We start from the raw sequence: 22,576 nt of genomic DNA, 5'->3' as shown, positions 1-22,576 counted from the left end.
GTCAGTCCTCGTCGAGCGTCGGAATCGACTCGGTGACGGTGGGCAGCAGGTCGGCGACCGAGTCGACGATCTCGTCGGGCCGGAACGGATACTTCTCGACCTCGGCCTCGTCGCTGATGCCGGTCATCACGAGCACGGTGTGCAGCCCCGCCTCGATGCCGGCGATGATGTCGGTGTCCATCCGGTCGCCGATCATGCCGGTCTTCTTCGAGTGCGCGCCGATCTTGTTGAGCGCCGAGCGGAACATCATCGGATTCGGCTTGCCGACGACATACGGCTCCTTGCCCGTCGCCTTGGTGATGAGCGCCGCGATCGCGCCGGTCGCCGGCATGACTCCGTCGGCCGAGGGGCCCGTCGCATCGGGGTTCGTCACGATGAAGCGCGCGCCCTTGATGATGAGTCGGATCGCCTTGGTGATCGCCTCGAACGAGTAGTTGCGAGTCTCGCCGACGACCACGAAGTCGGGATTCGTCTCGGTCATGATGAACCCGGCCTCGTGCAGGGCCGTGAGGATTCCCGCCTCGCCGATCACGAAAGCTGAACCGCCCGGCAGCTGCTGCGCGAGGAAGTCCGCGGTGGCCAGCGCCGAGGTCCAGATCCGTTCCTCGGGCACGACGAGTCCGCTGGCGCGGAGGCGGGCCGACAGGTCTCGTGCCGTGAAGATCGAGTTGTTCGTCAGCACGAGGTACGGGATGTCGTTCTGCTCCCACCCGGCGAGCAGCTCGGACGCGCCGGGAATGGCGTCGTTCTCATGCACGAGCACGCCGTCCATGTCGGTCAGCCAGCATTCGATGTTGTCGCGGTGTGCCATGTGCACAGCTTATGGGGCGGCGATTACGGGCAGGTGTCAGGTTGTGGCGAGGCTGTCAGGCGCTGAGCCAGACCACCTCTGCGGCGCCGTCAGGAAGCGTCGTCTCGACGCCGTCGAGCTCGATGCCCTGGTCCGTGGTCGTGATGCTCGCCGCGACGGCGACGCCAGCCGCCTCGAGGGCGCGCAGCAGCTCGGGGTCGCGGTCGTCGACGCGCAGCACGCGGCCGACGTGACCCACCGGCGCGTCGGCGAGAAGGATGAAGGGCTCGCGTTCGACGACGCCCGCGGCATCTGGGATCGCGTCGCCGTGCGGGTCGAATCGTGGCCGGCCGAGGCGTGCGTCGATGCCCTCGAGAAGGCGGTCGCTGATCGTGTGCTCGAGCACTTCGGCCTCGTCGTGCACCTCGTCCCAGCCGTAGCCGAACTCCTGCACCAGCCAGGTCTCGATCAGGCGGTGGCGTCGCACCATGGCCAGGGCGCGCTGCGTGCCGGCATCGGTCAGCCGAACCGCACCGTAGGGCACGTGCGAGACGAGGCCCGCGGCGGCGAGCTTCTTGACCATCTCGGTCACCGAAGACGGAGCGATGCCGAGCTTCGCCGCGAGCACCGACGGGGTGATCGGCGCGTCCTGCCACTCGGTGTGCGCGTAGACGGTCTTCAGGTAGTCGTCTGCTGCGGGGGATGCCACTCGTCCAGCCTAGATCAGGGGTTCGCGACGTCGACGAGGATGCCGAAGGCGACCTGGCCGGCGAAGAACACGATGAGGAAGCCGAGCAGAGCGGCGAAGAGCGAGAGGCGGCCGTCGAACCCCTCGATCTCGGCGATGCCGATCTTGCGGGCGCGGAAGGCCAGCACCAGCGTCGCGATGCCCAGCACCAGCTGCACCCACGGGCCGCCGAACGGAAGCACGGTCGGGAAGGCGACGAGGAGGCCCCCGATCACGCCGGTCGCGATGCCGGTCCACGTGAGGATGCGGACGGTGCGGCGCGCGGGTTCGGCAGACATCCTTCGAGCCTAATCGCCTGGCGAGGGCGCCGCGGACGCTGTGAATCGTGTCAATCGGGCCCGATTCCTTGACGCGAGAGGAGCGCGGCGGTAGCTTCGACCGGGCACGGGAAAACGCTATCCGAGCGGGCTGCAGGCCCAGAGATGGATTTCGATGATGAACATCCGACACCGATCATTCCGCGCCGTCGTGGCGGTGGCCGCCGCCGGCTGCCTCGTCGCGGGTGGTGCGCAGAGCGCGGCAGCGGCGTCACCCGCAGCCCCGGCCGCGGGTCGCCACGATCACGGCACCCAGGCACCGCAACTCGAGTCGCTCGACCGCGGACTCGTCGCCGTCTCGACCGCCGAGGGCGTCTTCCTCAGCTGGCGACTCCTTGCGACCGAGACGACGGGCGCGACCGAGACCGGCCTCGCCGGCCCCGACTTCGCCGTCTATCGCGACGGCGCGAAGGTCGCCACGGTCACCGACAGCACGAACTACGCGGATGCCAGCGGCTCCGCCACCTCGGAGTACTCCGTCGTCCCCATCGTGAGCGGCATCGAGCTGACGGCATCCGCGTCGGCATCCGTCACCGCCTGGGCCGACGGTCACCACGACCTGCCCCTGCAGAAGCCGGCCGACGGGGTGACGCCGAAGGGCGAGGCCTACACCTACTCGGCGAACGATGTCTCCGTCGGCGACGTCGACGGCGACGGGCAGTACGAGTACGTCGTGAAGTGGGACCCCTCGAACTCGAAGGACGTCTCGCAGCGCGGCTACACCGGGCCGGTCTATCTCGACACCTACGAGCTCGACGGAACGCTGCTGAATCGCCTGGACCTCGGCGTGAACATCCGCGCCGGAGCGCACTACACGCAGTTCCTCGTCTACGACTTCGACGGCGACGGCCGGTCCGAGACCATGCTGAAGACGGCGCCCGGCACGAAGTCGGTGCAGTATGCCGACGACGGCTCGGTCGCGAGCGAGTCATACATCACTCTCCCCAAGGACGATCGCAAGGCCGGGTACTCGAACGACGACGACTACCGCCTGAGTGCCGCGGACTACGAGCAGCGTCTGGTCGAGATGTTCCTCGGGTGGAGTGACCGCGAGGAGGTCGTGTCGGGCCAGTGGCCGGCCACTCTCGAAGAGGCGTGGGGCATGCCCGTGACGCACGACTACCCGCTCTCGCCGGAGGCCGCGCAGGAACTGGCGACCACCTTCATCGACGTGTACGCGCCGAGCCGCAGCGCGCGCAACCTGCTGCGGGAGTTCGAGGGCTTCATCGTCGACGGACCCGAGTACCTCACGGTCTTCGACAGCGCGACCGGCAAGGAGCTGCAGACCATCCCGTATCCGACCGAGCGAGGAGACGACGGACTGCTGTGGGGTGACTACGCGATGTCGCGCATCGAGCCGGCGAACCGCGTCGACCGCTTCCTCGCCGGCGTCGGATACCTCGACGGGCAGCATCCGTCGGCCGTCTTCGCTCGCGGGTACTACACGCGCACGACCGTCGCGGCCTTCGACTGGGACGGCAAGCGCCTCACGGAGCGGTGGGGCGTCGACAGCGGCCACGTGCCGATGACGAACCCGTTCAACGACTCCCCGCACGGCCGGGACGGCACCGACCCCGAGTTCGGCACGATCACGACGCAGGGCGATCACTCGCTGAGCTTCGCCGACGTGGATGCCGACGGTAAGCAGGAGCTCGTCTACGGATCGGCGACGATCGACGACGACGGCAGCCTGCTGTACAGCTCGTTCGACGTGCTCCCCGAGGGAAGCGCCGACCCCGGGGCGACCGTGCGCCTGGGCCATGGCGACGCCATGCACGTGACCGATATCGATCCCAGCCGCCCCGGCCTCGAGATCTGGACGGCCCACGAGGGTGCGACGAGCGCACCGTACGGGTCGGTGATGCGTGATGCCGCGACGGGAGAGTCCCTGTTCGGGGCGTACTCGGGTCGCGACACGGGTCGCGCCATGATCGGCGACGTGCGTCCCGACGTGCCGGGTATCGAGGTGTGGTCGAGCATGCCAGGCGGCACCGAGGGCAGCGGACTCCTGAGCGCGACCGGCGAGGTGCTGCAGCCGGAGACGCCAGGCACCAACATGTCGATCCGCTGGGCGGGCGACCTGACGACGCAGCTCGTGAACGGCAGCGGCGCCCAGACGCCGACCATCGACGACTGGACCCGCGGGACGCTGGTCACCGCGACCGGAACGCTCACGAACAACGGCACGAAAGGCAACCCGTCGCTCGTCGCCGATGTGCTGGGGGACTGGCGTGAGGAGCTGCTCGTGCGCACCGTCGACTCGAGCGCGCTGCGGTTCTTCACGACGACCGAGCCGACGGCGCACAAGCTCACGACGCTGATGCACGACGTGCAGTACCGGGCCGAGACCGCGCGTCAGCAGACCACCTACAACCAGCCCGCGTACACCTCGTACTACCTGGCGAGCGACATCGACTGGTCGCAGGTGCCGGTGTTGACCGCGCCGACGACTCCGAAGGCTCCGACCTTCACCGACAAGCCGGGCACCTCCCGCGACGAGGTGAAGGTGCCGAAGAACGTGACAGGCATCAGCTACTACGTGAACGGCGAGAGGGTCGAGGCGCGGGGCGGCAAGGTGAAGGTGACGGGAGAGGTGACCGTCGTCGCCGTCCCCGAGCCCGGATGGCGCATCGCCGACGGCGCGACCTCGCAGTGGACCGAGACTCTCCGCTCTCGCTGACGGCGCGGTGACAGGACGCCGCCCCGAGTCGACTCTTCCCGTGCCGGCTCGGGGCGGTTCTGCGCGCAAGAGTCGTGCTGCGCGCGCGAGGCCGGTCGCTCAGGCGCCCGTCAGCACCAACCAGAGCAGGGCGCCGTTGAGCGCGATGAGCAGAACGGATGCCACGATGCCCGCCGCCGTCGTCCAGGTGCGATTCGCCCAGACGCCGAGCGTGCGACGCTGCGCGGTGAGCGCGACGAGGGGGATCAGCGCGAACGGGATGCCGAATGAGAGGACGACCTGGCTGAGCACCAGCGCCAGCGTGGGATCGAAGCCGATGCCGAGGATCACCAGCGCGGGGATCAGGGTCACGAGTCGACGCGCGAGAAGCGGGATGCGTACGTGCAACAGGCCGTGCATGATCTCCGCTCCCGCGTAGGCGCCGACGGATGTCGAGGCGAGACCGGAGGCCAGCAGCCCGACCGCGAAGAAGGTCGCGACGACAGGCCCGAGTCCCGCGGCGAGCGCGGCATGGGCGCCTTCGAGCGAATCCGTCCCCTCGACACCTGCCAGGTTGGCGGCCGCGAGCAGCAGGATGCCGAGGTTGACGGTGCCCGCGATCACCATCGCGATCGAGACGTCCCAGCGGGTCGCCGTGAGCAGGCGACGGATGCGCGAGGTCTCGGTTCGCGCAGTCTCCGTCGGCCCGTGCGCCGCGGCGGCACCGAACCGATCGCGCGTGAGCGAGGAGTGCGCGTAGATCGCGTGCGGCATGATCGTCGCGCCGAGGATGGAGGCGGCGAGGAGCACCGATCCGGTGCCCTCGAAACGGGGCACCAGGCCACCGACGATGCTCGCGGCATCCGGCGGTGCGATGAAGAGCCCGGCGACGAAGCCGACCGCGATGATCACCATGAGCCCGATGATCACGAACTCGAAGGGCCGAGCGCCGCGGCGGCTCTGCACCGTCAGCAGGACCATCGACACGGCGCCGGTGATGATCCCTCCGAGCAGCAGCGGGATGTCGAACAGCAGGTAGAGGGCGACCGCGCCGCCGATGACCTCGGCCAGATCTGTCGCCATCGCGACGAGCTCGGCCTGCAGCCAGTAGGCCCGACGGGCCCACGGCCTCGTGAGGCGCGCACCCAGCACCTCGGGGAGACTCTGCCCCGTGACGACGCCGAGCTTCGCCGACAGGTACTGGATCAGCCAGGCCATCACGTTGCCCGCCACCACGACCCAGACCAGCAGGTACCCATACTGCGCGCCGGCGGTCATGTTGCTCGCGACGTTGCCCGGATCGAGATACGCGACACCGGCGACCAGCGCGGGTCCGAGGAGCCAGAGGCTGCGGGGCGCGGTGGCGCGGGTGGGCGTCGGCCCCTTCTCGACGACAGCATTTTTCGGCATGCCGAAATCGTAGCGGATATTTCGGCGTACCTAAATCTCTGTTGCGGATGCGCCGGATAGCCTGGCGGGATGGATGAGCAGGCGCCCGCGGATGCAGCGGAGACAGGCGGATCGTCGGCCCAGCCCGGATACGGGGTCGGACCCTGGCCAGGCGGCGAGGTCGAGTGGCCTGCGGGGGAGCAGTACGACCCCGAGCTGCTGGCCGTCGGAGACACGCGCAACGTGATCGATCGCTACCGCTACTGGCGGATGGACGCGATCGTCGCCGACCTCGACACCAAGCGGCATCCGTTCCACGTGGCCATCGAGAACTGGCAGCACGACATGAACATCGGCTCGATCGTGCGCAGCGCCAACGCGTTCCTCGCCGACACCGTGCACATCATCGGCCGGCGCCGGTGGAACAAGCGGGGCGCCATGGTCACCGACCGCTATCAGCACGTCGTGCACCATGAGGACGTCGAGGCCTTCACCGTCTGGGCGACCGCCGAAGGCCTGCCGATCGTCGCCGTCGACAACGTCGAGGGCGCAGTGCCCGTCGACCGCGCGGATCTGCCGCAGAGCTGCGTGCTGCTGTTCGGTCAGGAGGGACCGGGTCTCTCGGATGCCGCGCTCGCCGCGGCATCCGCCCACATCGAGATCACGCAGTACGGCTCGACCCGGTCGATCAACGCGAGCGCGGCCGCCGCGGTGATCATGTACGAATGGTGCCGGAGGCATGCGGGCTGACGGCGGCGTCGGACCCTCTCGACACGATGCCTGCTCGGGCGTAGCGTGAGTGCCGATCTGAGGAGGTCGACATGGCAGCGATCAGTTCCATCCGCCCGTTTCTCTGGTTCGACGGGCGGGCGCAGGAGGCGATGGAGTACTACGTCTCGGTGTTCCCGAACTCGTCGATCGACCAGGTGGTCCTGTACCCCGACGAATCGCTCGATCGACATTTCGAGGGGATGAGCGGCAAGGTCCTCAACGGCGACTTCACCCTGAACGGCTCGCCGTTCGGCTGCCTCGACGGAGGCCCCGAGTTCGCGTTCAACGAGTCGATCTCCTTCGTGATCGGCTGCGAGGATCAGGCCGAGATCGACCACTACTGGCAAGCCCTATCGGCCGTGCCGGACTCGGAGGCCTGCGGCTGGTGCAAGGACAGGTTCGGAGTGAGCTGGCAGGTCGTGCCGGCCGGTCTGGATCTGCTCCAGCAGAGGCCAGAGCAGATTCAGGCGCTCATGCACATGAAGAAGATCGTGATCGCCGAGCTCGAGAACGCCTGATCCCTCGCGGCGTCCTCAGTTCCCGAGATTCCGGGATACGTGTAGACGTCCGGAGTCGCAGCGATCGTGCAGTGCTAGACGCCGGCGGTGACCCAGCGACCCGAGCGCACGCGCCAGCCGAGAGTGCCCAGCCGAGCGAGCAGGTAGATGCCGAAGAAGGCGATGGCCAGCCAGATGAGGCCCGCTGACGCATCGACTCCGCTCGCGGCGATGATCCAGAGCGCCGGGAGGAACGGCACGAGATTGATGCCGCCGGCGATCGCGAGGTAGCGCGCGTCGTTCGCCCCCATCAGCACTCCGTCGAGCACGAACACCACCCCGGCGATCGGCTGCGCGAGCGCGAGGATCAGCAGTGCCGGCTGCACGAGCGCCGCGATCTCGGCGTCGCCGGTGAACACGATCCCGAGGACTCCGGAGAGTGCAGCGATGACAGCCCCGACCACGACGCCGAACCACGCGCCCCAGGCCACGGTGCGTTTCAGCACCCGATGCACCTGTCGCTCGTCGCCGGCACCGAGCTCTTTGCCGATCAGCGCCTGTGCGGCGATCGCCAGCGCGTCGAGCGCGAATGCCGCCGCCGAGAAGATCGTGAAGACGATCTGCCATCCGGCGAGCTCCTCGGTGCCGATGCCGGTGGCGACGGCGACCGTCGCGAGCAGAGCGACGCGCAGGCTCACGGTGCGCAGGAACAGCCAGCCGCCCGAGCGCGCTGTGCTGCCCATGCCGTCCCGTCGGGCTTTCAACGATGCGTCATGCCTCGCCGCGAGCCGCCGGATCACGAGGACGTATGCGCCGACCATGCCCCACTGGGCGACGACCGTGCCGGCCGCCGAGCCGGCGATGCCCCAGCCCAGCCCGTAGATGAACACCACGTTGAGCAGCGCGTTGGCCCCGAACCCGAGGCCGGCGATCCACAGGGGAGTCATGGTGTCCTGCATCCCGCGCAGCAGCCCGGTCGCGGCGAACACGATGAGCATGGCCGGGAGCCCCCACATCGAGACGACGAGATAGGCGTTGGCATCGGCGGCCACGGCGTCGCTCGCGCCGAACAGCGAGACCAGCCAGGGGGAGGATGCCGCGCCTGCGGCGGCGAGCACGGCCCCGATCGCGAGGGCGAGCCACATGCCGTTGATGCCGACCGAGACGGCCTCGCCCGGTCTGCCGGCGCCGAACAGTCGGGCCACCGCCGGGGTCGTCGAGTAGGCGAGGAAGACCATGAGTCCGACGATCGTCTGCAGCACCGCACCCGCGATGCCCAGGCCCGCGAGCGGCGTCGTGCCGAGATGTCCGACCAGCGCCGCGTCGACGATGAGGAACGCCGGTTCTGCGATCAGGGCGCCGAGCGCGGGGACGGCGAGGCGCAGGATCTCGCGGTTGAGAGTGCGCTCGGTCATCCTCCGAGCCTATGGGCTGGCGCGGACAGCAGGCGGTGCAGCACGCCCGCTCCGCCCTCCGGATCCGGTGCGGTCGTACCCTGGAAGGACCAGGATGCGACGGAGGTGCATCATGACGGATCCACGGGAGGCCGCGGCGCGGTACCGTGCGCGGCAGCGAAGCCGGGGGGACGGCGAGGACGACAGCGAGTCCGGTGCAGAGCCGGGCATCGGAGCAGCGACGGATCGAGCCGCGTTCATCGAGACGGCGATCCAGGTCGCGATCCGCCGGGGCGATTTCGACGATCTCCCCGGTGCGGGCAAGCCCCTCGAGGGACTCGGAACGCACCACGACCCCGACTGGTGGATCCGACGCAAGATCGAGCAGGAGAACCTGACGGGTCTCGGTCCGCCGGCGATCCTGTTGCGCACCGAGGATCGCGAGCTCGACGACCAGCTCGACCTGCTCGGTCGCGAGGCCGACGTGCGGTCGGTGCTCGAGGACTTCAACGGTCGGGTGCTCGAGGCCCGACGCCAGCTGCAGGGCGGTCCGCCTGTCGTCACGAGTCCACGCGACATCGACGCCGAGGTGGCGGCGTGGGCCGAGCGACGTGCGGCGCGCTTCGCGGCGCGTGCTGCGGAGACGCCGGAGCAGCCCCGGCGACGACGGTTCGGCCTCCGGCGCAGGGCGTGACCCGTCCCCCCGAATGTCGGAGCGACGCATAGGCTGGTCGGCATGACCGACGTGCTTCCCTCTGGCCTTGAGACCTCCGAGTTCAGCTCCGACATCCGCCCGCAGGACGACCTCTACCGCCATGTCAACGGCGCCTGGCTCTCCCGCACCGAGATCCCCGGCGACAAGGCGCGGTGGGGGTCCTTCCATCTGCTGGCCGAGCAGGCGGAGAAGGACGTCAGGGCGATCATCGAGGAGTCGCAGGATGCCGAGCCCGGCACTCTCGCCCGCAAGATCGGCGACCTGTTCGCCAGCTTCATGGACACCGAGCGCATCGCCGCCGCCGGGGTGACGCCCCTCGCCGAGACGCTCGCCGAGATCGACGCGATCGACGGCGTCCCCGCGTTCCTGCGTACGGTCGGCGCCTACGATCGCGACGGCCGGGCGCACCTGATCGGGTTCTACGTCGACGGCGACCCGGGCAACCCGGAGCGCTACCTCCCGGTGGTCGTGCAGTCGGGCCTGTCGCTGCCGGACGAGAGCTACTTCCGGCTCGACACCTTCGCCGAGACCCGAGCGGCGTACCGCGCGCACCTCGAGCGACTGCTCGCGCTCGCCGGAGTCGCGGATGCCGCGGGCACCGCCGACCGCTCGATCGCCCTCGAGACCGAGCTCGCCGGGCACCACTGGGACAACGTGCGCAGCCGCGATGCCGTCGCCACGTACAACCTGAAGACCTGGGCCGAGATCCAGGAGCTCGCCGGTGTCGACCTCGAGCCGTGGCGCGATGCCGTCGCTCCCGGCCACCCCGAGGCGTTCGCCGAGGTCGTGGTCTCGCAGCCGAGCTTCCTCGAAGGCCTCGGGTCGCTGCTGACCGCCGAGCGTCTCGACGAGTGGAAGGCCTGGCTGCGCGCCCAGGTAGTGCATGCCGCGGCTCCGTATCTGACCGACGACTTCGTGCAGGAGAACTTCTCGTTCTACGGCACCGAGCTCACCGGCGTCCCCTCGATCCGCGAGCGCTGGAAGCGCGGTGTCTCGGTGACCGAGAGCGCGCTGAGCGAGGCGATCGGCAAGGTCTACGTCGAGCGGCACTACCCGCCGACGGCGAAGGCCGCGATGGATGAGCTCGTCGGCAACCTCATCGAGGCCTACCGGCAGAGCATCACCGACCTCGAATGGATGACGGCCGAGACCCGCGAACGCGCACTCGCCAAGCTCGACTCCTTCACGCCGAAGATCGGGCACCCTGCCGTGTGGCGCGACTACTCGAGCCTCGAGATCGACCGCGCCGACCTGTTCGGCAACGTGCGCCGTGCGGCGATCTTCGAGCACGACCGCAACGTCGCGAAGGTCGGCAAGCCGATCGACCGTGACGAATGGCACATGCCGCCGCAGATGGTCAACGCCTACTACAACCCCTCGATGAACGAGATCGTGTTCCCGGCGGCGATCCTGCAGTACCCGTTCTTCGACGCGTCGCGCGACGCGGCCGCCAACTACGGCGGCATCGGCGCGGTCATCGGTCACGAGATCGGTCACGGATTCGACGACCAGGGCAGCCGTTACGACGGTGACGGCAAGCTCGAGGACTGGTGGACGGATGCCGATCGCTCCGCGTTCGAGCAGCGCACCAAGGCCCTCATCGCGCAGTACGACGAACTCGTGCCTGAGGGACTCGCCGCCGAGCACCACGTCAACGGCGCGCTGACGATCGGTGAGAACATCGGCGACCTGGGCGGTCTCGGCATCGCGCTCAAGGCGTATGAGATCGCACTCGACGGCGCCGAGGCGCCGGTCATCGACGGCTACACCGGCGTGCAGCGCCTCCTGCTGTCGTGGGCGCAGGTCTGGCAGCAGAAGAGCCGCGACGCCGAGACGCTGCGCCTGCTCACGATCGATCCGCACTCTCCGAACGAGTTCCGGTGCAACCAGATCGTCCGCAACATCGATGCGTTCTACGAGGCGTTCGACGTGACCGAGACCGACGCGCTGTGGCTGCCGCAGGACTCGCGCGTGACCATCTGGTGAGCGCTCCGGCCTCGGCGATCGCGCCGGGTCGGGGTGCCCTGCTGTCTGCCGGATGACGTTCTGATGACCGTATACCGGAGTATGTAGGGCATCCTCACCTGGCGGGGTTACGATATCCGTGCTGCGGCGGATGGACACCGCAGCATCCCGCCAATCCAACCCCCCTGTTAAGGATCACGCGTGGGTGCTTCCGAGCCTGCCGACGGCCCGCCACTGGCCTCGCTGCGCCGCTCTCAGCGGACCAGCCGACGCTTGCCGCGCCGTGCTGCCGCAGGGCGCAGGTCGTTCACCTCGACCTTGCGGGCGCTCGAACAGCTGGCGGATGCCGGGGCCCAGGTATCGGTGCATGTCGTCGATCTCGACAACCACACGCACGTCCTCGCGGGCGACGACCATGTGACCATGCCGGTCGCCGGACTCGGTGTCGTGCCCCTGCTGATCGAGGTGGCGGCCGCGTTCGAGGCGGGCACACTCGATCCGCTCGAGATCGTCGAGCGCACCGCCGTCGATCCGGTGTCGACGTCGGGGCTCTGGCGCCACCTGCACGCGCCCGCCCTCCCACTCGAAGACCTCGCCGTGCTCGCGGCCACGGCCGGCGACCCCATCGCGGTCAACGCTCTGCTGCAGCGGGTCGGCCACGACCGGGTGCGCGAGCGCATCGAGGCTCTCGGACTGCGCCGCACCGCGGTTCTCGATCGATTCCGTGACGAGCGCGGCCCCGATGATGCTCCGCACGTCGCCGTGGGCTCGGCACGCGAGTTCGCGGGTCTCTTCTCGGCACTCGTGAATTCCCAGGTGGTGGGGGCGTCGGTGAGCGCTCAGGTGTCCGAGTGGCTGAGCCTCAATCAGGATCTGAGCCTGGTGGCATCCGCCACCGGCCTCGACCCGTTCGCACACGACCACGACGCGCACGGCCTGCTGTTCATCAACAAGACCGGCCGCGACCGCGGCGTGCGTGCCGAAGCGGGAGTGCTCGCCGGGCCGCGCGCGGGTGTGGCCTACTCCCTGATCGTCTGCTTCGACGATCTGTCGATCACGCACCGACTCCGCGCGCACGACGCCTTCCGCGTCCTCGGGGTCGAGCTCATGGAGTACACCCACTGATCGCATTCCACGCCCGACGCGACGTCGGCCGCGGTTAGCATCGAGCAATGCCCCGTACAGACTGGACCCCGCATCGTCGTGATGACGGAGAACTGCTCGGTTGGATCCATCCGGAAGGCGAGGCCTGGGTCGCGATCGATGTGCTCGGGCGCGCGGTGTCCGGGCCGACGGAGTGGCTCGACGCCGAGGCGGCCCTGGAGGACCACGGGATCGCGTGGCTCGCCGACCCGTGGATGCTCGAGGGCGAGGCCGAGCGCCCCTTGCGCGTGCGCATCGTCGAGGTCACGCCCGATGGCAAGGGGAGATCGGGGCGCATCGTGGTGAAGGTCGACGACTTCGGCGACATCACTCGTCCCGCCACGCAGCAGTACGTGCTCTCCTGGCCCGCCCCTGATCGGCTGCGGACGCCATCGCCGACGGATCCCGATCCGCGGGCGCTCTGACCCGACCGTTCGTGGACTGCGGGCGCCGGCGTGCGCGGTGTGCGTGCGCGGTCAGCCCGGCAGCGAGGGGTGCTGCTCGGACGAGCGCTGGCGGGGGATGAACAGCGACAGGACGAGAGCGACGATTCCGGCGGCGATCGCGAGCCAGAAGCACACGTCGAACGCCGCCCTCGTCGGCACGGATACCCCGCCGACGTCGATGCTCATCGCGGCCAGCACGCCGCCCATCACGGCAGAGGCGCTCGACGTGCCGACCGAGCGGAAGAGGGCGTTGAGTCCGTTCGAGGCGCCGGTCTCGTTCGCGGGCACCGACCGCATGATGATCATCGGCATGGCGGCGAATGTGAAGCCGATGCCGACGCCGATCAGCAGGTTGCCCACCAGGATGTGCCACACCTCGCTCGACCACAGGAGCACGAAGACGTACGCGAGGACGATGGCTCCCGCGCCCACGGTGAACAGCGGACGAGGTCCGACGGTGCGCTCGAGCCATCCCGACAGGGGTGAGATCACCATCATCACGAGGCCGGCGGGCATGATGATCAGCGACGCCGAGACCATGTCGAGCCCGAAGCCCGCACCCGAGGCCGCGGGGCCCTCGAGCAGCTGCGGGAACGTCACGTTCGACGCGAACAGTGCGAAGCCCATCCCGATCGCGGCGATGTTGGTGAAGAGCACGGCGGGGCGCGCGGCGACCCGCAGATCGAGGAGCGGATCGTTCGTCCGCAGCTGGTACCAGCCCCAGACGAGCAGTACGCCCACGCCGCCGATGATGCAGGTGAGGGTCAGCGGTGCCGTCCAGCCCCACTCGGCACCGCGAGACACGAACAGCAGGATGCCGGTGAGTCCGATCGCGAGTCCGATGGCGCCGAGCACATCGAGGCGTCCGGGGAACCGCAGCACATCCTCGGGGATCACGAGCAGCACCAGCGCGAGACCCACGACGCCGAGAGCCGCGGCGAGCCAGAACAGCCAGTGCCAGTCCGCGTTCACGGCCAGCAGCGCGGCGACCGGCATCCCGATCGCGCCTCCGACGCCCATGGTCGCGCTCATCAGGGCGACGGCCGTGCCCAGGCGTTCGGGAGGCAGCACGTCGCGCATGATCGCGATGCCGAGCGGCACCACACCCGTCACCGCGCCTTGGAGCGCTCGACCGATGATGACTCCGATGATCGAGCCCGACAGCGCGGCGATCAGGGAGCCGATAATGAGCAGTCCGAGCAGCACGATCACCACTCGGCGCTTGCCGTACATGTCGCCGAGCCGGCCCGAGATCGGAGTGGCGACGGCGGCGACGAGCAGCGTGATCGTGACGACCCAGGTGGTGTCCTCGCGAGACGCGTTCAGCAGGCGCGGCAGCTCGGCCTGCAGGGGCACGACGAGCGTGAACATGAACGACGAGCAGAGGCCCGCGAAGGCCAGGACGGCGACGATGGCCCACTTGGGTGGTGTTCGGGAGAGTCTTCTGCGCGCGCGATCTTCGTTCTCTCCCATCGCTTCAGGCTATCGGCGTCTGCGACACCGGAGGCGCGAGACCGATGCGATCGTCAGCTCACGCCCTTCATCAGTCGCAGTACCGGCTTGACGGCGAACAGCAGACCGAGGCCGACCACGATCGCTATCGCGCCGAGGATCGAGAAGTACGGCACCTCGTTCTTCGGGTCGTAGAACTGCACGAGCCAGCCCGAGATCGCGGTGCCGAGTGCGATCGACAGGAAGAACAGCGCCACCATCTGGGTGTGGAACACCTTCGGCGCGAGCTTCGTCGTGACCGACAGCCCGACGGGAGAGATGAGCAGCTCGGCCACGGTGAACACGAAGAGGATGCCGACGATCGCGAGCAGGGGCGTGGAGTTGGCGCCGCCGCCTGCGAACGGCAGGAACAGCAGGAACGCCGCACCCATGATGATCGCTCCCAGTGCGAACTTCACCGGGGTGGAGGGCTGACGCGGGCCGAGGCGCGTCCAGATCGCCGCGAAGACGCCGGAGAGGATGATGATGAACACGGGGTTGATCGACTGGACCCACGAGACGGGCATCTCGAATCCGAAGATGTTGCGGTCGAGGCGCTCGTCGGAATAGACCGTGAGCACGGTGAACTGCTGCTGGTACAGCGACCAGAACGCGACGCTCGTGATGAAGAGCGGCAGGAATCCCCACACGCGGGAGCGCTCGGTGCCGTCGATCCGCCGACTGCTGAGGATGACGGCGAAGTACGCGACCGTCGCGATGATGGTTCCGATGATGACGATGTCCGCCAGGTTGTCGGCCTGGATCACGCCGATGAGCACCAGCACCGCGATGAGCGCGACGGCTGCGACCGCGACGATCGCGACCAGCGGATAGCGCGACCGGGGGAGCGGGTTCGGCACGCGGCGCGCCTCGTCCGGCAGCGCCTTGCGGCCGAAGGAGTACTGCACCAGCCCCAGCGTCATCCCGATCGCGGCGAGGCCGAAGCCATAGTGGAATCCGAGCGACGACTGCAGGATGCCGGTGAGGATCGGGCCCAGGAAGGCCCCGAGGTTGATGCCGAGGTAGAACAGCGAGAATCCGGCATCCCGGCGAGTGTCGTCGGCGCTGTAGAGGGTTCCGACGACCGACGTGGCGTTCGCCTTGAGGCCACCGGATCCGAGGGCGACGAGCACGAGCCCGACGCCGACTCCGATGAACCCGGGAAGCAGGGCCAGGGCGACGTGCCCGCCGACGATCACGATCGCACTGATGAACAGCACTCGCTCCGACCCCAGCATCCGGTCGGCGATCCACGCGCCGAGGATGGTCGAGAGGTAGACCGACCCGCCATAGGCGCCGACGATGCCGCCGGCGACGGCCTGCGAGAGTCCGAGGCCGCCCTCGGTGACCGAGAAGTACAGGTAGATCAGCAGGATTCCCTGCATGCCGTAGAAGCTGAAGCGCTCCCACATCTCGACTCCGAAGATGTGGACGAGCGCCCAGGGCTGCCCGAAGAACCTGGTGTCGGACTTCTCGGCGGTCGTATCGCTGGTTGACATCCCTCCACGGTACGCCCGCTCGCGGCATGGCTCCCAGACCGTTCGCGTCGCTCGATTCCGAAAACGGCGACCGGAGGGGCAGACTGGGGGCGTGCGAACCATCCGTGATCTGGACACCGTTGAACTCATCATCGACGCGCAGGGCCTGCTCGACTCCATCCGGGGCCCCGAGCGCGTGATCGACGCCGGCACGCTGCGCGCCCTGCAGCAATCCGGCAACTACGTCGTCGGCCTCTTCGACGCGGAGAGCGGCGAAGAGCGGATGGTGGGCGCGTCGATCGCGTTCTTCGGCGCACCTGGACGCCGGGCGATGCACTCGCACATCACGGCACTGCTGCCCGACTACCGCGGACGCGGGTGGGGGCGCGAGCTCAAGGAGCACCAGCGCCAGTGGGCGTTCTCGCGCGATGTCGGCCGCATCACCTGGACGTTCGATCCGCTCGTCGCCCGCAACGCGCACTTCTTCCTCACCGTTCTCGGCGCACGTGTCACCGGATACTCCGTCAACCGCTACGGCATCTTCGGCGGCGGGGATGCCGGGGACGAGAGCGACCGACTCGACGTCGAGTGGGCTCTCGCCGACATCGCGAAGCCACCGGCATCCGACGCGATCGTCGAGACGCTCGAGATCCCCTCGGACATCGAGACCATGCGCATCGAGGATCCGGAGGCGGCGCACGAGTGGCGCACGCGGCTGCGCGCGCAGATGGAGGGGCTGCTGGGCAGCGGCCTCGCTCTCTCGGGGTTCGATGTCGAGAAGGGCTACCTCTTCACGGCCTGAGCGCCGCACACCTGGCCTCGCCGGGGTCCTGACGCGAAGCGGTCGCGGATAAGATTGAGGTGCCCGTGATCACGGGCTTTCCCACCGCCGACCATTGGAGCCACCGTGGCCGAACAGTCCCGTCTAGACAAGGTCATCGCCCTTGCCCGCCACCGCGGGTTCGTCTTCCAGGCGGGTGAGATCTACGGCGGTTCGCGGTCCGCGTGGGATTACGGGCCCCTCGGCACCGAGCTCAAGGAGAACATCCGCCGCCAGTGGTGGCAGACGTTCGTGCGCGGCCGCGGCGATATGGTCGGCCTCGACTCGAGCATCATCCTGCCCAAGCGCGTGTGGGAGGCGTCCGGTCACGTCGCGACCTTCACCGATCCGCTGGTCGAGTGCCTCAGCTGCCACAAGCGCTTCCGTGCCGACAACCTGATCGAGGACTTCGAGGCGCGCAAGGGCCGCAAGGCGGAGAACGGCCTCGCCGATGTGCCGTGCCCGAACTGCGGCACGAAGGGACAGTACACCGAGCCCAAGTCGTTCTCGGGTCTCGTCAAGACCTACCTGGGAGTCGTCGACGACGAGTCCGGGCTGCACTTCCTGCGCCCCGAGACGGCTCAGGGCATCTTCGTGAACTTCTCGAACGTGCTCACCGCCAGCCGCAAGAAGCCGCCGTTCGGCATCGGCCAGGTCGGCAAGGCGTTCCGCAACGAGATCACGCCCGGAAACTTCATCTTCCGCACCCGTGAGTTCGAGCAGATGGAGATCGAGTTCTTCACGCCGCCCGCAGAGGCTCAGGAGTGGTTCGACCACTGGGTCGAGGCGTGCTGGAACTGGTTCATCGATCTGGGCATCGACCCCGAGAACATGCGCCAGTTCGACGTTCCCGAAGATGACCGCGCGCACTATTCGGCCGGCACCATCGACGTCGAGTATCGCTTCGGTTTCACGGGCAAGGAGTGGGGCGAGCTCATGGGCGTCGCGAACCGCACCGATTACGACCTGTCGAGCCACAGCGAAGCCTCGGGCCAGAGCCTGACCTACTTCGACCAGGCCACCGGCGACCGTTACACGCCCTACGTGATCGAGCCCTCGTTCGGCCTCACTCGCGCCATGATGGCGTTCCTCGTGGACGCGTATCGCGAAGAAGAGGTGCCGAACGCCAAGGGCGGCACCGATGTGCGCACCGTGCTCAAGCTCGACCCGCGTCTCGCCCCTGTCAAAGCCGCCGTATTGCCGCTGAGCCGCAACGAGCGCCTGTCGCCGCTGGCGCGCGAGGTCGCTGACACGCTGCGCAGCTCGTGGGCCGTCGACTTCGACGACGCGGGCGCGATCGGCCGTCGCTACCGCCGTCAGGACGAGATCGGCACACCGTTCTGCGTCACGATCGACTTCGACTCGCTCGACGACCGTGCGGTCACCGTGCGCGACCGCGACACGATGGCGCAGGAGCGCGTCTCGATCGACGATCTGCACGAGTACCTGGCCGAGCGTCTCAAGGGCGCCTGACGCGCGGACCACCGGAACGAGAGGCCCGCTGTCCGAGAGGACGGCGGGCCTCTCGCGTCAGCCGGTGACGGTCAGCTGCACCTGATCGGTGCCGCCCGCCTCTACCCAGGCGAGCGAGCGCTCGAGGATGCCGCGGAGCACGTCGAGGTCGATCTGTTCCAGGTCCTTGATGTAGAGGCATCCGACGCCGGTGCTGTGCGGGCCGAGGTTCTCGAGCGCGCCCGAGTGCGCATCGACGCCGTCGAACAGATAGATGGTGGTCGCAGCTTTACGCGGGGCGAAGCCGAGCAGGCCGCTGTCGCCCTCGGTGCCGGTCGGGTACCGGTAGTGGCAACTTCCGAATCCGATGATCGTGCCCCAGGTCTGAGGGTCGCGGCCCGTGATCTCCTGCATGATCGCGGTCAGCGTCTCGGCATCCCGGCGGCGGACCGCCGGAGTGGAGCGGGCGATGAGACCTGCGACGTCATCGCCCGTGGGCTTCATGCGTTCGCCTTCGCCGCAGCTTTCATGGCCTTCTTGTGCTCTCGTACTCTGGTGAGCGATTCGGGCGAGACGATGTCGGCGACGCTGCGGTACGAACCCTCGGTGCCGTAGTCGCCGGCGGCCTCCCGCCATCCCGGGCCGGTGAAGCCGTACTGCTTGCCGAGCAGAGCAAGGAAGATCTTCGCCTTCTGTTCGCCGAAGCCGGGAAGGGCCTTGAGTCGCTTCAGGACTTCGGCGCCCGACGGATCACTGTCGGTCCAGATCGCCGAGGCGTCTCCGTCCCACTGATCGACGATCTCCTGGCACAGGGTCTGCACGCGTGCCGCCATCGAACCCGGGAACCGGTGCACGGCGGGCGTCGTCTTGAACGCCTCGAGGAACTCGTCCGGGTCCATGGCCGCGATCGTGGTGGCGTCGGACGCGCCTGTGCGCTGCTCGATCTTCAGGGGACCGGCGAAGGCCGTCTCCATCGGAACCTGCTGATCGAGCAGCATCCCGACCAGCAGGGCCAGCGGACTGTCGGTGAGCAGCGCGTCTGCGGCGGTGTCTCCGGTGATGTGAAGGGCCATGCATCCAGTCTGGCACCGACTCGCTCCGATGCCGGAGTCAGATGCGCTGGAGCTTGGGAAGGGGGCCCTCGAGACGCGCGACCGAGATTCGGACATCAGCGATATCGGCCTTGAGCTCTGTCTTGACGTCGTAGATGTCCTGCTTCAGTTCCGACCGGAGCTCGGCGATGTCGGCCTTGAGTTCGGTGCGGAGTTCGGCGATGTCGCCCTTGAGTTCGGTGCGGAGTTCGGCCATGTCGCCTTTGAGTTCGGTGCGGAGTTCGGCGATGTCGGTCTTGAGTTCGGTGCGGAGCTCCGCGATGTCGCCTACGACCCTCGCGAACCGTTCATCGACCCTGTCGAATCGCTCGTCGATCCTGTCGAACCGGACTTCGAGCCCTTTGGCCTGCTTTGCAAGCATCCGAGAGACGCCGCCGAGCACGGTGGCGGTGACGCCGAAGAGGGCGACGATGATGCCGATCAGGTTCGGATCCACGAGCATTCCCCCAGTCTGCGCCGCGTGATCGACGCTGTCGTGGGTTCGACGATATGAAGCATCGAAGTGGCCGCCGGGGCGACCGCCGTGCTTCTCCCGAGCGCTGTGGAAAGACCACCGCAGAGGGCTCCCGTGCAGAAGGAGCGCGGCTCAGGCGGTCGCGGCGCCGTCGGTATCGGACGACAGCGCGGACTCGACCGGCTCGATGCCGTACAGCGTCGAGAGTGCAGTCGCGAAATCGTCCGCGCGGCCGGCAGCGGCCAGTTCGTGGGCGCGGGTGGTCGGCACGTGCAGCAGCACGCCGGTCAGGTGGCGAAGCGCCTGCTCGACCCTGCCGTCCTCATCGCCGCGTGCGCGAGCGCGGCCGATCTCGGCCTCGAGCAGCGCGAACATATGCGACCGCAGGGCGACGACCGACGGCGTGACGCTCTGTCGGCTGCCGACGACGTGGAACGTGTCAGCTGCTTCGCGCACCACGGTGCGTGCGGCATCCGTCGCCTGCAGCTCTTCGAGCGGTGCGTGCAGGCTGATGGTCTCGAGGTCGAGCAGCGCGACGCCTTCGAGCGCTGCGACAGCGGGGTCGACGTTGCGCGGCATGCCCAGGTCGACGACCATCTGGCTGTGCGACGCGACGGGGCATCCCTCGGGTGCGATGCCGGTCGGCGCCTGCAGGTGCTCAGGTGTCAGCACAGGAGCGGTCGCCGTCGTGCAGGTGATCAGCAGGCTCGAGCGCGAGGCGACGCGCGCGTAGTCCTCTGCGGCGACCGGGCGGATGCCGTGCTTCGCGGCGAACTTCTCGGCTCGGCCCGAGGGTGAGTACACCGAGATGTTGACGGCTCCCCGTTCGCGCAGTGTCGCGAGGGTGACGGCTGCGTAGGCACCGGTGCCGACGAGCAGCACGCGCTCCGTCGACCAGTCGGCGATGCGGCTGTCAGCGAGTTCGAGGGCGAGGCGCACGAGCGAGCGGCCGGCCCGGCCTAGGGCTGTGACGTTCTTGACCTTGCGCTGCGCCTGGCTCGCGCGCTGGAAAAGCCGCTCGAGCTCGGGCGAGGTGGTGCCCTCCTTGCGCGCGGACTTGAGGGCGCGACGCACCTGACCGGCGATCTCGCCTTCGCCGGAGACGACGGATTCGAGTCCCGATGCGACGGAGAAGAGGTGCTCCGCCACTCGACGACCGGAGTGCACCTCGTAGGCGCCGTCGAGTTCGGACGCGCGGATGCCGGTCGATGCTTCGACAGCCTCGAGCACCGCCTCGACACCGATCGCACCCGCTGCCGTGACGGGCTCGTCCATCTCGACGTAGGCCTCGAAGCGGTTGCAGGTAGCAAGAACGACCGCACCCTGCACGCAGGACGCCATGTCCACGACCGTGGAGGCGACGTCATCGGGGGTGCGGCTCAGGCGTTCGAGCAATTCGAAGGAGGCGGTCTTGTGACTCGCCGTGACAACCAGCAGCACATGACGATTCTACCTGAGGCTTCATGCAGGTCGGCCCGGCGGCGGATGGGAGGATGGTCGCATGGTCCTCTCCGACGCTCCGCTGCTGCGCGCCCTCACCGGCCCCCGCCCCGAACATGCTCCCGTGTGGTTCATGCGCCAGGCCGGCAGGTCGCTGCCCGAGTACCGCGAGCTGCGCGTCGGCACGCGCATGCTGGACGCCTGCCTGACCCCCGATCTCGCGGCCGAGATCACGCTGCAGCCCGTGCGTCGTCACGGCGTGGACGCCGCCGTGTTCTTCAGTGACATCGTCATCCCGCTGCGTCTCGCCGGGGTGGACGTCGAGATCGAGCCCGGACGCGGCCCCGTGTTCGCCGACCCCGTGCGGTCTGCCGCCGATGTCGATCGCATCACAGCGATCGACCCGCTGTCGCTCGACGGCACCGCGATCGCCGAGGCCGTCGGCATCGTCACGGCCGAGCTCGGCGACACCCCCCTGATCGGATTCGCGGGTGCTCCGTTCACTCTCGCCGCGTACCTCGTCGAAGGCGGCCCGTCGAAGGAGCACCTGCGGGCGCGGGCCATGATGCACGCCGATCCGGAGTCGTGGAACCGCCTCGCGGGCTGGCTCGCGCAGGTCTCACGCCGGTTCCTCGAGATCCAGCGGGATGCCGGAGCATCCGTCGTGCAGTTGTTCGACTCCTGGGCCGGGTCGCTGAGCACCGCCGACTATCGCGCGTACGTGGCACCGCATTCGCGTGTCGCCCTCGATGCCATCGGCGTGCCGAGCATCCACTTCGGCGTGGGCACCGGGCCCTTCCTCGCCGACATGCGCCTGGACGGCATCGCCGACGGCGTCGGTGTCGACTGGCGGATGCCGCTCGACGAGGCCGCCGCGATCCTCGGCCCCGACGTCTCGGTGCAGGGCAACATCGATCCGGCACTGCTGTCAGCCCCGTGGCCGGTGCTCGAGGCGCATGTGCGCGACGTCGTCGAGCGCGGGCGTGCCGCCAGGGGACACATCGTCAACCTCGGGCACGGCGTGCCGCCCGAGGCGGACCCCGATCAGCTCACCCGTATCGTCGAGCTGGTCCATTCGATCTGAGTCTCAGAGCGCTTCACGGCCGAGCTTCACGAGGATGCAATATAGCGTCAGTGCTAGATTGCACCCATGACAGATAGTGCGTCGGACGTCTTCGCGGCTCTGGCGCACCCGACGAGGCGCCAGATCCTGCAGGATCTGAAAGAGGGCGAGCTCGCAGCGGGTGAGATAGCCTCGCGGTTCTCGTCGAGCGGGCCGACGATCTCGCGGCACCTCGGCGTTCTCCGTCAGGCGGGTCTCGTGAGCGAGCGTCGTGATGCCAATCGCATCCTGTACTCCCTCGTCGGCGAGCGGCTGGCCCTCTCCGTAGGCGACTTCCTGTCTACCGTGTGCCCCGAGCAGATCGTGCTCCGTGAGGTCCGCAAGCGCGGCACCGGGCGGGAATCCGCGGTGCAGACCGAGGCGTGACGGGTT

At 68.5% G+C, this 22,576-nt stretch carries 22 protein-coding genes; 11 read left to right on the top strand and 11 right to left on the bottom strand.

All coding sequences use genetic code 11. The features are described from left to right. Position 1: 1 nt before the first annotated feature. The 3 genes from ACIPV5_RS00740 to ACIPV5_RS00730 are packed head-to-tail and all read right to left on the bottom strand — an operon-like array spanning position 2 to position 1,816. On the bottom strand, positions 2-811 hold the full coding sequence (locus ACIPV5_RS00740; protein WP_053098019.1) for an HAD-IIA family hydrolase: 810 nt from the start codon (positions 809-811) through the stop codon (positions 2-4). Between the two features lie 55 nt (positions 812-866). Continuing rightward, positions 867-1,499 carry a metal-dependent transcriptional regulator gene (locus ACIPV5_RS00735; protein WP_056280404.1) on the bottom strand — a complete coding sequence of 211 codons (633 nt, stop codon included), beginning with the start codon at positions 1,497-1,499 and terminating at the stop codon, positions 867-869. 14 nt (positions 1,500-1,513) lie between these two features. Then, positions 1,514-1,816: a hypothetical protein gene (locus ACIPV5_RS00730; protein ID WP_400338955.1), complete on the bottom strand. Its 303-nt coding sequence runs from the start codon at positions 1,814-1,816 to the stop codon at positions 1,514-1,516. A 157-nt stretch (positions 1,817-1,973) separates the two neighbouring features. Between ACIPV5_RS00730 and ACIPV5_RS00725 the strand changes: the two genes are divergently transcribed. After that, positions 1,974-4,535 (top strand): rhamnogalacturonan lyase, encoded by a 2,562-nt coding sequence (locus ACIPV5_RS00725; protein WP_400338952.1) that lies wholly within the window; start codon positions 1,974-1,976, stop codon positions 4,533-4,535. A 99-nt stretch (positions 4,536-4,634) separates the two neighbouring features. Here ACIPV5_RS00725 and ACIPV5_RS00720 read toward each other — a convergent pair whose 3' ends face one another. After that, on the bottom strand, positions 4,635-5,924 hold the full coding sequence (locus tag ACIPV5_RS00720) for an Nramp family divalent metal transporter (protein ID WP_072592018.1): 1,290 nt from the start codon (positions 5,922-5,924) through the stop codon (positions 4,635-4,637). A 69-nt stretch (positions 5,925-5,993) separates the two neighbouring features. Here ACIPV5_RS00720 and ACIPV5_RS00715 point away from each other — a divergent pair, with 69 nt between their 5' ends. Both ACIPV5_RS00715 and ACIPV5_RS00710 read left to right on the top strand, forming a co-directional pair. Continuing rightward, positions 5,994-6,653, top strand: coding sequence for a TrmH family RNA methyltransferase (locus ACIPV5_RS00715; RefSeq protein ID WP_187250626.1), 660 nt, complete (start codon positions 5,994-5,996; stop codon positions 6,651-6,653). A 71-nt stretch (positions 6,654-6,724) separates the two neighbouring features. Continuing rightward, entirely contained in the window at positions 6,725-7,192 is a 468-nt protein-coding gene (locus ACIPV5_RS00710) for a VOC family protein (RefSeq protein WP_053098014.1), read from the top strand. A 74-nt stretch (positions 7,193-7,266) separates the two neighbouring features. On the opposite strand, the gene ACIPV5_RS00705 is transcribed toward ACIPV5_RS00710, so the two are convergent. Further along, complete coding sequence (locus ACIPV5_RS00705) at positions 7,267-8,586, bottom strand: MATE family efflux transporter (protein WP_053098013.1); 1,320 nt, start codon at positions 8,584-8,586, stop codon at positions 7,267-7,269. 112 nt (positions 8,587-8,698) lie between these two features. On the opposite strand from ACIPV5_RS00705, the gene ACIPV5_RS00700 reads away from it, so the two are divergent. The 4 genes from ACIPV5_RS00700 (at position 8,699) to ACIPV5_RS00685 (ending at position 12,813) form a co-directional block, all read left to right on the top strand. Next, a complete protein-coding gene (locus tag ACIPV5_RS00700; protein ID WP_400338947.1) occupies positions 8,699-9,259 on the top strand; it encodes a DUF1992 domain-containing protein in 561 nt (186 codons plus the stop codon). 42 nt (positions 9,260-9,301) lie between these two features. Beyond that, positions 9,302-11,266 (top strand): M13 family metallopeptidase, encoded by a 1,965-nt coding sequence (locus ACIPV5_RS00695; RefSeq protein ID WP_400338944.1) that lies wholly within the window; start codon positions 9,302-9,304, stop codon positions 11,264-11,266. Between the two features lie 180 nt (positions 11,267-11,446). Then, on the top strand, positions 11,447-12,370 hold the full coding sequence (locus ACIPV5_RS00690) for a serine hydrolase (protein WP_072592014.1): 924 nt from the start codon (positions 11,447-11,449) through the stop codon (positions 12,368-12,370). A gap of 47 nt (positions 12,371-12,417) precedes the next feature. After that, on the top strand, positions 12,418-12,813 hold the full coding sequence (locus ACIPV5_RS00685; protein ID WP_400338943.1) for a hypothetical protein: 396 nt from the start codon (positions 12,418-12,420) through the stop codon (positions 12,811-12,813). A 51-nt stretch (positions 12,814-12,864) separates the two neighbouring features. On the opposite strand, the gene ACIPV5_RS00680 is transcribed toward ACIPV5_RS00685, so the two are convergent. Continuing rightward, a complete protein-coding gene (locus ACIPV5_RS00680; RefSeq protein ID WP_400338941.1) occupies positions 12,865-14,307 on the bottom strand; it encodes an MFS transporter in 1,443 nt (480 codons plus the stop codon). A gap of 53 nt (positions 14,308-14,360) precedes the next feature. Beyond that, on the bottom strand, positions 14,361-15,824 hold the full coding sequence (locus ACIPV5_RS00675; RefSeq protein WP_187250630.1) for a peptide MFS transporter: 1,464 nt from the start codon (positions 15,822-15,824) through the stop codon (positions 14,361-14,363). Between the two features lie 91 nt (positions 15,825-15,915). Here ACIPV5_RS00675 and ACIPV5_RS00670 point away from each other — a divergent pair, with 91 nt between their 5' ends. Further along, positions 15,916-16,605 carry a GNAT family N-acetyltransferase gene (locus ACIPV5_RS00670; protein WP_053098006.1) on the top strand — a complete coding sequence of 230 codons (690 nt, stop codon included), beginning with the start codon at positions 15,916-15,918 and terminating at the stop codon, positions 16,603-16,605. A gap of 105 nt (positions 16,606-16,710) precedes the next feature. After that, positions 16,711-18,096 carry a glycine--tRNA ligase gene (locus ACIPV5_RS00665; protein WP_053098005.1) on the top strand — a complete coding sequence of 462 codons (1,386 nt, stop codon included), beginning with the start codon at positions 16,711-16,713 and terminating at the stop codon, positions 18,094-18,096. Positions 18,097-18,153: 57 nt separating this feature from the next. On the opposite strand, the gene ACIPV5_RS00660 is transcribed toward ACIPV5_RS00665, so the two are convergent. The 4 genes from ACIPV5_RS00660 to ACIPV5_RS00645 all read right to left on the bottom strand — a co-directional run bounded on the left by ACIPV5_RS00660 (position 18,154) and on the right by ACIPV5_RS00645 (position 21,081). After that, the gene (locus ACIPV5_RS00660; RefSeq protein ID WP_053098004.1) at positions 18,154-18,579 is read right to left on the bottom strand and encodes a DUF1801 domain-containing protein; all 426 of its coding nucleotides are present in this window, start codon (positions 18,577-18,579) and stop codon (positions 18,154-18,156) included. Continuing rightward, positions 18,576-19,148: an HhH-GPD-type base excision DNA repair protein gene (locus tag ACIPV5_RS00655; protein ID WP_400338938.1), complete on the bottom strand. Its 573-nt coding sequence runs from the start codon at positions 19,146-19,148 to the stop codon at positions 18,576-18,578. Before ACIPV5_RS00655 ends, ACIPV5_RS00660 begins: the two co-directional genes overlap by 4 nt. Before the next feature lie 37 nt (positions 19,149-19,185). Beyond that, entirely contained in the window at positions 19,186-19,629 is a 444-nt protein-coding gene (locus ACIPV5_RS00650) for a hypothetical protein (protein ID WP_400338935.1), read from the bottom strand. Between the two features lie 144 nt (positions 19,630-19,773). Further along, complete coding sequence (locus ACIPV5_RS00645; RefSeq protein WP_053098001.1) at positions 19,774-21,081, bottom strand: glutamyl-tRNA reductase; 1,308 nt, start codon at positions 21,079-21,081, stop codon at positions 19,774-19,776. Between the two features lie 61 nt (positions 21,082-21,142). Here ACIPV5_RS00645 and hemE point away from each other — a divergent pair, with 61 nt between their 5' ends. Continuing rightward, positions 21,143-22,165 (top strand): uroporphyrinogen decarboxylase, encoded by a 1,023-nt coding sequence (gene hemE / locus ACIPV5_RS00640; protein ID WP_053098000.1) that lies wholly within the window; start codon positions 21,143-21,145, stop codon positions 22,163-22,165. 66 nt (positions 22,166-22,231) lie between these two features. Further along, positions 22,232-22,570 carry a metalloregulator ArsR/SmtB family transcription factor gene (locus ACIPV5_RS00635; protein WP_053097999.1) on the top strand — a complete coding sequence of 113 codons (339 nt, stop codon included), beginning with the start codon at positions 22,232-22,234 and terminating at the stop codon, positions 22,568-22,570. The last annotated feature ends 6 nt before the right edge of the window (positions 22,571-22,576 follow it).

The organism is Microbacterium sp. NPDC090014, assembly GCF_044748285.1.
GTDB lineage: Bacteria > Actinomycetota > Actinomycetes > Actinomycetales > Microbacteriaceae > Microbacterium.
The sequence above is the reverse complement of the archived record's forward strand: the minus strand, read 5'-3'. Positions and strand labels throughout refer to the sequence as shown.